This is a genomic window from Paraburkholderia sp. (assembly GCF_047605525.1).
GTDB lineage: Bacteria > Pseudomonadota > Gammaproteobacteria > Burkholderiales > Burkholderiaceae > Paraburkholderia.
In genome coordinates this window covers 1-13012 of record NZ_JASGFN010000018.1, presented here as the reverse complement: position 1 = coordinate 13012, position 13012 = coordinate 1, and the positions used below count along the sequence as shown (strand labels likewise).

Sequence of the window (13012 nt, the reverse complement as noted above, 5' to 3'; positions counted from 1 at the left end):
CGATAATAGGTGCTTTATCGCCTGACGCATCGCGCGCTGCCCCATGATCATCCGCCCGCATCTCAACTGGTTCCGCATGCTGCTCGCGTGGCGCGGCTCGGTGCTGCCGCAGTTGCTGCCGCGCCTGTTCCTGATCTTCTGCATCTCGGTCGTCGCGCTCGCCGCGCACGATCATCTTTTGCCCGTCAATCTGAACCTCAACACGACCGCGCCGTTTTCGCTGGTCGGCATCGCGCTCGCGGTGTTTCTCGGCTTTCGCAACAACGCGAGCTACGACCGCTGGTGGGAAGCGCGCAAGCTGTGGGGGCAGTTGCTCAACGAATCGCGCTCGCTGACGCGTCAGGTGCTGACGCTGCCCTCGCGCGAGTTGCCGAAAGAGGATGCCGCCGAATTTCTCGCGGTGTTGAGCGCGCTGCCGCATGCGCTGCGCCATCAGCTGCGCCGGACCGACCCGCGCGAAGATCTCGCCGCGCGTCTGCCCGCAGCGCTGTTCGAGCGCGCGATGGCCGCGCGCTACAAGCCGGCCGCGCTGATGCTCTGCCTCGGCGAGTGGGTGCAGCGCCAGGCGCGCGCGGGCGCGCTCGATTCGATGGCGGTGCTCGCGTTCGACCGGAATCTGAATGGCTTGTCGGATGTGATCGGCGGCTGCGAGCGCATCGCGTCGACACCGCTGCCGTTCGCATATTCGGTGATGATTCACCGCACCGTGTATTTCTTCTGCGCGTCGTTGCCGTTCGGTCTCGTCGACAGCATCGGCATTTTCACGCCGGTGTTCGCGGTGTTCGTCGCGTACACGTTCATGGCGCACGAGGCGATCGCGTCGCAGCTCGAGGAGCCCTTCGGCACCGACGACAACGACCTCGCGCTCAACACGATGTCCTCGGCGATCGAGGACGCGATGCGCGATCTGCGCGGCGAACCGGCGCTGACGCCGCCGCAGCCGCAAGGCGAGAGTTATCTGCTGGATTGATGGCGCGCGCCGTCGGCGGTTACCGGCGCATCAGTCGTTGCCGACCGTTTCGGAGAGCCGCTTGATCGTCGCGACACGCGCGCCGATGATATCGATGCGCCCGCGTTCGTCGACGAGCGGCGTCGACGCTGTCAGATACGCGCTCCACGCGCGTTGCGCGCGCACGAGGGTCGGCCGCGATTGCGGCGGCATCTTCGAATTGAGCACGCGGTAGTAACGGTTCAGATCGAACATTGCGTGTTCGCAGCGCGCATCCGCCTTGCACGTGCGTGGCCGGCGCGGCAGCGGCCCGCTTGCATTGGCGACCGCGCTGCGCAGCACGAGCGCGCGGTCGCGCACCGGCTGCAACTGCATGTCCGCCTCGGAGAGCACGTATGTCGAGCCTCGGGTCGTCGCGAATACGGCGGCGAGCAGTTGCTTTTCCGCGTCACGCGACGTGAGCCAGCTCGACTGACTCTTCTGCCACGACCTGCGCCGCGCGGGCGGCAGCTTCGACAGCAGTTGCTGGTACGCGCTGTCGACCGCGGCCTTCCAGCCGATCCGCGCGTTGTCCATGCACTGCACCTGCCCCATCGTCGTCGACATGTCGGCGCGCGCGAGGCACGCGCGCATCGACGCGTCGATCGGATCAGCGGCGGCAACTTCGGCACGCGCCGCCGGACTCACCACGCCGCCGAGCACCACCGTGCCGGCCACCAGTGCGAAGGCCAACGCACCGGCCCCACGCCGCCAGCCATCGACGCCCGCCAGGAACTTCATCCGCTGCATCGTCAAACGCGAACGCAATCGACGAAATATTCGATGCGCCCGTTGATCATTTCGCCGACGAGCCCGTGGATATCCGTATGGAAACCCGGGAAACGCTCGTTGAACTCGCGCGCGAAACGCAGATAGTTGACGATGGTCCTGTTGAAGCGCTCGCCCGGGATCAGCAGCGGAATGCCCGGCGGATACGGCGTCAACAGGATCGACGTGACGCGGCCTTCGAGCTCGTCGATCGGCACCCGGTCGATCTCGCGATGCGCGAGCTTCGCGAATGCGTCGGACGGCTTCATCGCCGGCTCCATGCTCGACAGGTACATCTCGGTCGTCAGGCGCGCGATGTCGTTCGCGCGATAGACGCTGTGGATCTGCTGGCACAGGTCACGCAGCCCAACGCGCTCGTACATCGGATGATGCGACACGAACTCGGGCAGCACGCGCCACAGCGGCTGGTTGTTGTCGTAGTCGTCCTTGAACTGCTGGAGCTCGGTCACCATCGAGTTCCAGCGGCCCTTCGTGATGCCGATCGTGAACATGATGAAGAACGAGTACAGACCGGTCTTCTCTACGATGATGCCGTGCTCGGCGAGGTACTTCGTGACGATCGCGGCCGGAATGCCGGTTTCGCCGAAGCCGCCGTCCATGTCGAGACCCGGCGTGACGATCGTCGCCTTGATCGGGTCGAGCATGTTGAAGCCTTCGGCGAGCGGGCCGAAGCCATGCCACGGATCGTTCGGGCGCAGCATCCAGTCGTCGCGCGAGCCGATGCCTTCCTCAGCGAACCGGTCCGGGCCCCAGACCTTGAAGAACCAGTCGTCGCCGTATTCGGCGTCGACCTTGCTCATCGCGCGGCGGAAGTCGAGCGCTTCGGCAATCGATTCTTCGACGAGCGCGGTGCCGCCCGGCGCTTCCATCATCGCCGCGGCCACGTCGCACGACGCGATGATCGCGTACTGCGGGCTCGTCGACGTGTGCATCAGATACGCTTCATTGAAGCGATGCTTGTCGAAGCGGCTGTTCTTCGAATCCTGCACGACGATCTGCGACGCCTGCGAAATGCCGGCGAGCAGCTTGTGCGTGGAGTGCGTCGCGTACACCATCGCGCCGATGCGCGGACGGCCCGCGCCGATCGCGTGCATGTCCTGGTAGAACGCGTGGAATTCGGCGTGCGGCAGCCACGCTTCGTCGAAATGCAGCGTGTCGAGCCATTCGCCCAGCATGTCCTTGATCATCTCGACGTTGTAGATCACGCCGTCGTACGTGCTTTGCGTGATCGTCAGGATGCGCGGCTTCAGGTCCGGGTTCTTCGCGAGCGTTTCGCGCGCGAACGGATTCGCCTCGATCTTCTTGCGAATGTTTTCCGGCTCGAACTCGCTGCGCGGAATCGGGCCGATGATGCCGAAGTTGTTGCGCGTCGGCGTGAGGAACACCGGAATCGCGCCGGTCATCGTGATCGCGTGCAGGATCGACTTGTGGCAGTTGCGGTCCACCAGCACGATGTCGCCGGGCGCGACCGTGCCGTGCCAGACGATCTTGTTCGACGTCGACGTGCCGTTGGTCACGAAGAACACATGGTCGGCGCTGAAGATGCGCGCGGCGTTGCGCTCCGAGGCCGCCACCGGGCCGGTGTGGTCGAGCAACTGGCCGAGCTCGTCGACCGCATTGCAGACGTCGGCGCGCAGCATGTTCTCGCCGAAGAACTGGTGGAACATCTGGCCGAGCGGGCTCTTCAGGAACGCGACGCCGCCCGAGTGGCCCGGGCAATGCCACGAGTAAGAACCTTCTTCCGCGTACTGCACCAGCTCCTTGAAGAACGGCGGCGCGAGCGAGTCGAGATAGACCTTGGCCTCGCGGATGATGTGGCGCGCGACGAACTCCGGCGTGTCCTCGAACATGTGGATGAAGCCGTGCAGCTCGCGCAGGATGTCGTTCGGCAGATGGCGCGAGGTGCGCGTCTCGCCGTACAGGAAGATCGGGATGTCCGCGTTGCGGCGGCGCACTTCGGTCACGAACGCGCGCAGCGCGACGATCGCGGCCGCGAGTTCCGGCGTCTCGCCTTCGACGACCACGTTGTCGACGTACGGCAGCAGTTCGTCGTCGTCGATCGACAGGATGAAGCACGATGCGCGGCTCGATTGCTGCGCGAAAGAAGTCAGATCGCCGTAGCTCGTCAACCCGAGCACTTCCGCGCCTTCTTTCTCGATGGCTTCGGCGAGCGCCCGGATGCCGGAACCCGAGATGTTCTCGGAGCGGAAATCTTCGTCGATGATGACGACGGGAAAACGGAACTTCATGGGCGATTCTCCAAAAAGAAAACGACCGCTGCGTTATCGAAGTAGCGCAGCGGTCACCCGGATAGCTGATGGGTCAATACGCTGCCGGCGTCACGTTTTCGGCAACGTGACGCCGTGCTGACCTTGATATTTGCCGCCGCGATCCGCGTACGACGTCTCACAAATTTCGTCGCTTTCGAAAAACAGCACCTGGGCGACGCCTTCGTTCGCGTAGATTTTCGCAGGCAAAGGTGTCGTATTCGAGAATTCGAGCGTGACGTGCCCTTCCCACTCCGGCTCGAACGGCGTCACGTTGACGATGATCCCGCAGCGCGCGTAGGTCGACTTGCCCAGACACACGGTCAGCACGCTGCGCGGAATGCGGAAATATTCGACCGTGCGCGCGAGCGCGAACGAGTTCGGCGGGATGATGCAGACGTCACCCTTGAAATCGACAAACGATTTCTCGTCGAAGTTCTTCGGATCGACGATCGTCGAATTGATGTTCGTGAAGATCTTGAATTCGTCGGCGCAGCGGATGTCGTAGCCGTAGCTCGAGGTGCCGTAGCTGACAATCTTCCGGCCTTCGTTGGAGACGCGAACCTGATCGGGCACGAACGGCTCGATCATCTTGTGCGACTCGGCCATGCGCCGGATCCACTTGTCGGATTTGATGGTCATAGGTGAACGCTGTTCGACGTGAATGACAGGTGTGACGAAAGGTAGGTGAAAACGGCTGGCCGACGCTTCGAGGTCCGGCGCGCAGCCGGCGGGCCGGCAAAGGCGCTTATTTTACGCGATCACGGCAACGTTGCCGCCGATGGCGCGCAGCGGCCAAAGGACATCGAGGACGCTGAAGGCTCACTGCTGAACGCTCACTGCTGGCGGATCACGCCGCAGGCGAGCGCGGTGCCCGCGCCGTGCTGCGGATACGCATAGGGATCGGTCGCGTCGTGGTGCAGCACGACCGCGCGCTGCAGCACCGAGCGGATGCCGTCGAGCGATACGTCCGGCGCGACGATGAAGCCGGTGGCGACACCGTTCGCATCCGCATGGATGTTGCCGAGATCGCCCTCGACGCGCGCGCCCGCCTTCAACCGCTCGGCGGCCGGCGAAAACACCGGGCCGGTGCTCGAGCCGTCGGCGGCATTGCAGTCGCCGCGCTCGTGGACTTGCAGTGCGTGATCGCTATTGGGCGGCAAGCCCGCGAGATTGTAGGTGACCTGGACGCCGTCCGAGCGCTCGATAAACGTCACGAGGCCGTGCGCCTGATTGCCTACGGTAGGCAGTAGCTGCGCGTCGGCGCGCTTTTCCTGTGGTCTCAGGAACACGCCGCAGCCGCTCAACAGCACGCAGCCGGCAGTCAGAACGATGAACGCATGTACCGCCTGCCCGTCGATTCGTTTTCCCATGCGATCCTCTTGCCGGCCCGGCGACCACCCCCTGCGGCCGCCGGGCCGAACCCGTGAAGCCGACATGATACCGCGAGACCACGCGCGAATAGCGGCCTCGAACGCCGGACTCGTTGCCGGAACGGCCGCCCGGAATCCGTCCGGGGTCACGCTCAGGTGTTCTGCACGACGATGTTCGGAAACTTCGAGCTCATGTCGCGCGCGCGCTCGGCAATATGGACCGCGACCTTGCGCGCGATCGAGCGATAGATCTCCGCGATACGCCCGCTCGGGTCGGCGACGACGGTCGGTTTGCCCGAGTCGGCCTGCTCGCGGATCGTGATATCGAGCGGCAGGCTGCCGAGCACGTCGACGCCGTATTCCTTGCCCATGCGCTCGCCGCCGCCGGCGCCGAAGATATGCTCTTCGTGGCCGCAGTTCGAGCAGATGTGCAGCCCCATGTTCTCGACGATGCCGAGGATCGGAATGCCGACCTTCTCGAACATCTTGAGGCCCTTCTTCGCGTCGAGCAGCGCGATGTCCTGCGGTGTCGTGACGATCACCGCGCCCGTGACCGGCACGCGCTGCGCGAGCGTCAACTGGATATCGCCGGTGCCGGGCGGCATGTCGACGATCAGGTAGTCGAGGTCGTGCCAGTTGGTCTGCCGCAGGAGCTGCTCGAGCGCCGAGGTCGCCATCGGGCCGCGCCACACCATCGGGTTGTCCTGCTCGATCAGAAAGCCGATCGAGTTGGCCTGCAAGCCGTGGCCGGTCATCGGGTTCATCGATTTATCGTCGGGCGACTCGGGACGGCCGACGATGCCGAGCATGGTCGGCAGCGACGGGCCGTAGATGTCGGCGTCGAGAATGCCGACCGACGCGCCCTCGCTCTCGAGCGCGAGCGCGAGGTTCACCGCGGTCGTGCTCTTGCCGACACCGCCCTTGCCGGACGCGACCGCAACGATGTTCTTCACGTTCGGCAACAGCTTCACACCGCGCTGCACGGTATGCGCGGCGATCTGCTGCGAGACCTCGACGCGCGCCTTCGCGACGCCCGGCACCGCGCCGAGCGCGTCGGCGAATTGCTTGCGGATCGTGTCGAACTGGCTCATCGCCGGATAGCCGAGGATCACCTGAACGCTCACGGTGTCGCCTTCCACGGCCACGTTGCGGATGTTTTTCGCGGCCGCGTACGGCGCGCCGGTGTTGGGGTCTGTGACGGCCGCGATGGCGGTGTCGACCAAAGCCCGATCGATGCTCATGGGTACTCCGTGGGGAAGACATGCGGCGCGGCGGGAGCGACGGGGCGGCCACGCGCCGGAATTTGAAAGAAATTGTTAGCCGGGATTGCGAAAACCGGACGTGCCCGGCACCCTTCGGGGCGGGCGGGACGCCATAGGGTCGCATCGCTGCGTGTTTCAGGCATTATTGTAGTGTCTGGACGGCAAGCGTTGCCCGAAGACCCTTCTTCGCTGTCGGACCGCGTGAAGAATGGCGTAGGATTTCCATCGTCCCAATGTTTCGGAATTATCTGCTGTACCGGCGGAATGTTCGCCGGATAGATTGACTGCTACCCGCTGGTTTATTCGCTTCACTCAAGAGGAACCGAAAATGAATGCAAAAATCATGACTCGCATGGCCGTCTTCGCCGTCGCCGGCTCGCTGCTGGCAGGCTGCGCGACCCAACAGGGCACGAATACGGCGGTCGGCACCGGCGTCGGTGCCGGCACCGGCGCGGCGCTGGGCGCCATCTTCGGCGGCGGCAAGGGCGCGGCGATCGGCGCAGGCGTCGGCGCGGCGGTGGGCGGCGTCACCGGCTACAACTGGGAAGCAATTCGCAACCGCATGTCGGGCGCCACCAAGGGCACCGGCACGCAGATCACCGAGCAGCCCGATGGCTCGCTCAAGCTGAACATCCCGAGCTCGGTGACGTTCGACACCAGCAGCTACGCGATCAAGCCGTCGTTTGCACCGGTCCTCGACCAGCTCGCGCAAACGATGCAGCAGAACCCGGAAATCGTCGCATCGGTCGTCGGTCACACGGACAGCACCGGCTCGCTGCAATATAACCAGACGCTGTCGGTCAACCGCGCGCAGAGCGTGACCGGCTATCTGGCGCAACGCGGCATCGCGCCGCAACGCCTGTCCGCAACCGGCATGGGCCCGAACCAGCCGATCGCCGACAACAACACCGAAGCGGGCCGAGCGGCTAACCGCCGGGTGGAAATCTACCTGCGTGCCACTGCCCAGCACGCCACGCAATAAGGACAGGTCCCGAGGAGCAAGAACAGCCGTGCTGCCGTGGCCTCCTCCGGCGCGGCAAGCCCGGCTGGCCGCGCCGGACACGGCGCAAGACCCGCGCAAACGGCTTTCCGGCGACGACGAAAAAAATTTCGAACTCTGCGGAAAATCCGCGGTCTCTCTTTACGGTACGTGGTTGGCGAAGCCGCCGCGTCACCATTCTCCTCTTGTCGTTGTTGCTCCGGGGTTTATTAACCCCGGTTTTTTTTGCGCGCACGGTTTGTAAGACATTCGCGTGTGCCGCCCCGCCGCTCCTGCAATTTCTACATCCGCGATCCGGTTGTGCCGCGTTTCGCCGCGTACGCCCAGCCGGCCCGTCCAGCCTGGCCCAGCCGTCCCGCTCGAAGCGTGCGCCCTGCTAGAATCATCGTTTCGTCCCACCGCAGGCTCCCACGATCCTTATGTCAGCACCCGCCACCGATCCCACCGCAGGCGCGCCGTCCGGCCGCCGCCAGATTCTCGTCACGTCGGCCCTTCCTTATGCGAACGGGCAGATCCATATCGGCCATCTGGTCGAATATATCCAGACGGACATCTGGGTCCGGACGATGCGGATGCACGGCCACGAGGTCTATTACGTGGGCGCCGACGACACGCACGGCACACCGGTCATGCTGCGCGCGGAAAAAGAAGGTCTGACGCCGAAACAACTGATCGACCGTGTCTGGCAGGAGCACAAGCGCGATTTCGACAGCTTCGGCATTTCGTTCGACAATTACTACTCGACCGATTCCGAAGAGAACCGCGTTCTCAGCGAAAATGTCTACCTGGCGCTGAAGGAAGCGGGCCTGATCGAGGCGCGCGATATCGAGCAGGCCTACGACCCGGTCAAGGAAATGTTCCTGCCGGACCGCTTCATCAAGGGCGAATGCCCGAAATGCGGCGCGAAGGACCAGTACGGCGACAGTTGCGAAGTCTGCGGCTCGACCTATCAGCCCACCGAGCTCGTCAATCCCTACTCGGTCGTCTCGGGCGCCACGCCGGTGCGCAAGACTTCGACGCACTACTTCTTCTGCCTGTCCGATCCGCGCTGCGAAAACTTCCTGCGCGAATGGGTCGGCGGCCTCGCGCAGCCGGAAGCAACCAACAAGATGCGCGAGTGGCTCGGCGACGCCGGCGAAGCCAGACTTGCCGACTGGGACATCTCGCGCGACGCGCCGTACTTCGGCTTCGAAATTCCCGGCGCGCCCGGCAAGTACTTCTACGTATGGCTCGACGCGCCGGTCGGCTACTACGCGAGCTTCAAAAACCTCGCCGAGAAGCGCGGCCTCGACTTCGACGCGTGGGTGCGCAAGGGCTCGAAGGCCGAGCAGTACCACTTTATCGGCAAGGACATCCTGTATTTCCACACGCTGTTCTGGCCGGCGATGCTCGAGTTCTCGGGCCATCGCACGCCGACCAACGTGTTCGCGCACGGCTTTCTGACCGTCGACGGCGCGAAGATGTCGAAGTCGCGCGGCACCTTCATCACCGCGCAGAGCGTGATCGACACCGGCCTGAACCCGGAATGGCTGCGCTACTACTTCGCAGCCAAGCTCAACAGCACGATGGAAGACCTCGACCTGAACCTCGACGACTTCCAGGCGCGCGTGAACAGCGATCTGGTCGGCAAGTACGTGAACATCGCGAGCCGCGCGGCCGGCTTCCTGATCAAGCGCTTCGACGGCCGCGTGCAGGACAGCGCGATGCATCATCCGCTGCTCGCCACGCTGCGCGCCGCGCTTCCGCAGATCGCCGCGAATTACGAAGCGCGCGAGTACAACCGCGCGCTGCGTCAGACGATGGAGCTGGCCGACGCGGTCAACGCGTACGTCGATACCGCGAAGCCGTGGGATCAGGCGAAAGACCCGGCCAACGCGGTCGCGCTGCACGAAACCTGCTCCGTCAGCATCGAGGCGTTCCGCCTGCTGTCGATCGCGCTGAAGCCGGTGCTGCCGAAGCTTGCCGAAGCGGTCGAAGCGTTCCTCGGCATCGAGCCGCTGAAATGGGCCGACGCGAACGTGCCGCTCAGCTCGGCGCGCCCGATCAACGCGTACAAACATCTGATGACACGCGTTGACCCGAAGCAGATCGAAGCGTTGCTCGCGGCCAACCGCGAATCGCTGCAAGCCACGCCGGAAGCGGCCGCAGCCGCTGCGAAGGGTGGCGCGAAGAACAGCGCGAAGGCCGACGCGAAAGCCGCCGCCGACAAGGACGAAGCGTCCGGCATCATCTCGATCGACGACTTCGCGAAGGTCGATCTGCGTATCGCGAAAATCGTCGACTGCAAGGCGGTGGAAGGCTCGGACAAGCTGCTGCAACTCACGCTCGACATCGGCGAGGAAAAGACCCGCAACGTGTTCTCGGGCATCAAGTCCGCGTATCAGCCGGAGCAGTTGATCGGCAAGCTGACCGTGATGGTCGCGAACCTCGCGCCGCGCAAGATGAAGTTCGGCATGTCCGAGGGCATGGTGCTCGCGGCATCGGCGGCGAACGAAAAAGCCGAACCGGGCCTCTACGTGCTCGAGCCGCATAGCGGCGCGAAGCCGGGCATGCGCGTGAAGTAACGCGCGGCGCGTGGGTAGAGCTGTCTGGCGCTCGCTGTCTGGCGCTATCTGACACGCATGAAAAAACGGCACGCTCGAAAGCGTGCCGTTTTTCTTTTTAGGCCCCCGCCTACGCGCTCCTCACCACCTGATCCGATCAAAGCGCCGCGTATACAACACATCGGCGCCATAGAACGTCCCGCCATACACCACCAGCGACCAGTACCGCGACAGATTGATCGTCGCCTTGATCGCGTTGCTCGCCGACTGCAGCCCCTGCTCGTAGCCGATCACGAGCCACTCGTTGATCGCCTTCGACACCATCACGACCTGCGGATCGGTGAGGCCGACATCGCTGCGGCCGACCGAGAACTCGTCGAGCCCGACGGTCTGCGCGATCCGCTTGCCGGTCGCGCTGCCGAGCAGCGCGAGCGCCGTCGTCATCGTGCTCTGCTGACCGAGGTTATTGCCCTGGTCGGTGCCGTGGCCGAACAGCAGCCACGAGAGCTTTTCGTTGTCCGTCACGCTCGGCTCCGACACCAGCCGCGCCACCGGCGACTGCAGCGTGCCCGTGACCTGCACGCCCGCTTCGACCTGCTGGTTGCGGCGCATCGCGAGAATGTTGATGCCCGGATTCGTCACCGGACCGTTGAACGTGAAGAAGCCGTTTTCGATCGCCAGCTTGCGGCCGAACGCGGTATAGGTCGACCCCGGCAGGACGCGCACGTTGCCGACCGCGCGCAGCGGCGTGTTCGGCGCGCTCATCGCGGTGATCGTGCCGGCGAGGCCGAGATCCGCGCCCTGGCCGCGGAAGCGGAAGTTGTTGCCGAGGCCGATCTCGATGTTGGCGCGCGGCGCGAACGGACTGGCCGGCCGGGCGCCGCCCTCGCCCGGCGGGGGCTGACCGCCCGAGCGCGTGCCGTCCGGACGGATGATCACGACGTCGTCGCCGAGGCTCGGCGCGGCCTGCTCGGGCATATCGAACAGCGCGCTGTCGACGACGAACTTGCCGTTGATCGCGAGGCCGCTCTCCACACCGCCGTTCGCGATGCTCGCGCTGCCCGACAGCGACAGATGGCGGTCCGGCGACGCGAACACATCCAGCTTGTCCGCGACGATGCTCGCCGTCAGATCCGGCTCCGAGCCGTCGAGGCGGATGCGGCCGGTCGCGCGCAGCGTGCCGCTCGCGCCGCGGAACTCGACCTGCTGGAAGTCCACCATGTTCTCCGACAACGCGATGCGCACCACGCCGTCCTTCAACTGCACACCCTGGCTGACCACGGTCGCGGACAGGCCGTCGCCGGTGAGCGAGCCGGTCACGGTCGGCTTCGCGACCGTGCCGTTGAGCGCGAGCTTCAGCGCGAGGCGTCCGTCGAGCAGATAGCTCGGGCCGAGCAGGCCGCCGGTGGTACGCAGCGACGGCACGTTCGCGTTCACGTTGCCTGACAGCGCGCCCTGCGGATCGACGCTCAGGAGGCCGTCGCGCATCACGAGCATCGTGTGCGCGTCGGCGTCGATCACGCCGATCCTGCTCGCCTGCGCGTGCACGGTCGCATTGAGCCGGTTGCCGCCGGTGAATTCGGCGCGCGCGCTGATGTCCGTGATGCCCATCGACGCGAGCCCGCGGCCGATCTCGACCGTCACGTCGCCGCTGCGCCGGCGCAACTGGACGTGGCCGCTCGCCGTCGCGCCGAGCGAAAAGTCCCAGTCGCCGTCGAACACGAGATCGGTTCTGACGTGCGGCGGCTCGCCGGTGATCTCGTGCCGCAGCTCCTGCAAGCGCGCGACCGAAACGTCTGTGAGGCTGCCGGCCGACTGGATCCGGCCGTGATCGAACGCGAACGATTTGAGGCTCAACACCGCCCCTTCGATCGTCAGGCGCGTTGCGCCGAGCGTGAGCCGGCCCGCGCCGGCGCTCACCGCGAGCGGCGATTCGAGATTGAGCGCGGGCGTGCCGCGGTTCTGCAAACGCGTGACGGTGCCGTCCCAGCGGCTGCCGTCGCGCGTGTCGGTCAGCTTGCCGTTGGCGGCGAGCGTCAGATCGAGCGGACGATCCTGCAGCTTGCCGGTGGCCGCGGCTTCGAGCGTATGGTTCGCGCGCGTGCCCGAGAGACGCGCCGTCAGCGTATTCAGCTCGACGCCGCCCGCGCTCAGGTTGCGCGCGTCGGTCGTGAACGCAAGCGCGCCGTTCGCGCCGTCGCGCAATTCGGCGTGGCCTTCCGCGTGGCCGACCCGGTTGCTGCCGAACGCGACGCTGTCGGCCTTGTAGTTCAGCGTGACGTTCGGGTGCGCGAACGAGCCGGTAACGTCGCCGTCGGCGGCAATCTGACCGGCGAGACCGAAGCCGAGCCGATCTAGCTGCGGCGCGTCGACGCGGAAACGCAGCCGGTCGCCGGGCGCGCCGAAGCTGCCTTGCAGATCGACCTGATTGCCCGCCACCGAAAGGTTCGCGCGGCTCGGCAGAATCCTCGAGCCGGCAAGCTGGATCGTGCCGCCGCCGGTGAGCGGCAGGTCGTCGCAGACGCTCGGGCCGAGCTTGAACTCGGCGCGGGTCGTGAAGACCGGGGCGAGCACGCCGGCCGCGCTCAACGTGGCATTCACGCGCGCTTCGATCCGGCGCGGCGGTGCCGCCGCGCGTGTCGCGCGATGCGTGGGCGGCGGCGGCCTGCGTTCGAGCACTTCGGTCCGCACCGCCGCTTTCGCGGTGTTCTTCGCGACGGCGGCGGCCTGATCGCCGGGCGCCGCGCTTTTCGCGCCGGCGGCGCTGCCGGCCAGTGCCGCCGCCTGCGC

9 protein-coding genes are annotated in these 13012 nt (G+C 65.6%); 3 read left to right on the top strand and 6 right to left on the bottom strand.

What is annotated here, in order from left to right; translation table 11 throughout:
* Positions 1-43: 43 nt before the first annotated feature.
* Positions 44-970, top strand: coding sequence for a bestrophin family protein (locus QM685_RS24220; protein WP_415120134.1), 927 nt, complete (start codon positions 44-46; stop codon positions 968-970).
* Positions 971-1000: 30 nt separating this feature from the next.
* On the opposite strand, the gene QM685_RS24215 is transcribed toward QM685_RS24220, so the two are convergent.
* The 5 genes from QM685_RS24215 to apbC all read right to left on the bottom strand — a co-directional run bounded on the left by QM685_RS24215 (position 1001) and on the right by apbC (position 6658).
* Positions 1001-1738 (bottom strand): lysozyme inhibitor LprI family protein, encoded by a 738-nt coding sequence (locus QM685_RS24215; RefSeq protein WP_415120132.1) that lies wholly within the window; start codon positions 1736-1738, stop codon positions 1001-1003.
* Between the two features lie 2 nt (positions 1739-1740).
* On the bottom strand, positions 1741-4026 hold the full coding sequence (locus tag QM685_RS24210; RefSeq protein ID WP_415120130.1) for an Orn/Lys/Arg decarboxylase N-terminal domain-containing protein: 2286 nt from the start codon (positions 4024-4026) through the stop codon (positions 1741-1743).
* Between the two features lie 90 nt (positions 4027-4116).
* On the bottom strand, positions 4117-4686 hold the full coding sequence (gene dcd, locus QM685_RS24205; protein WP_415120128.1) for a dCTP deaminase: 570 nt from the start codon (positions 4684-4686) through the stop codon (positions 4117-4119).
* 194 nt (positions 4687-4880) lie between these two features.
* On the bottom strand, positions 4881-5417 hold the full coding sequence (locus tag QM685_RS24200) for a superoxide dismutase family protein (protein ID WP_415120126.1): 537 nt from the start codon (positions 5415-5417) through the stop codon (positions 4881-4883).
* 152 nt (positions 5418-5569) lie between these two features.
* Positions 5570-6658, bottom strand: coding sequence for an iron-sulfur cluster carrier protein ApbC (apbC, locus tag QM685_RS24195; RefSeq protein ID WP_415120124.1), 1089 nt, complete (start codon positions 6656-6658; stop codon positions 5570-5572).
* Positions 6659-7007: 349 nt separating this feature from the next.
* Here apbC and QM685_RS24190 point away from each other — a divergent pair, with 349 nt between their 5' ends.
* Both QM685_RS24190 and metG read left to right on the top strand, forming a co-directional pair.
* The gene (locus tag QM685_RS24190; protein WP_085484261.1) at positions 7008-7661 is read left to right on the top strand and encodes an OmpA family protein; all 654 of its coding nucleotides are present in this window, start codon (positions 7008-7010) and stop codon (positions 7659-7661) included.
* 437 nt (positions 7662-8098) lie between these two features.
* Entirely contained in the window at positions 8099-10243 is a 2145-nt protein-coding gene (gene metG / locus QM685_RS24185; RefSeq protein WP_415120122.1) for a methionine--tRNA ligase, read from the top strand.
* Between the two features lie 120 nt (positions 10244-10363).
* On the opposite strand, the gene QM685_RS24180 is transcribed toward metG, so the two are convergent.
* A partial coding sequence (locus QM685_RS24180; RefSeq protein ID WP_415120120.1) for a translocation/assembly module TamB domain-containing protein occupies positions 10364-13012 on the bottom strand: 2649 nt, incomplete at its 5' end.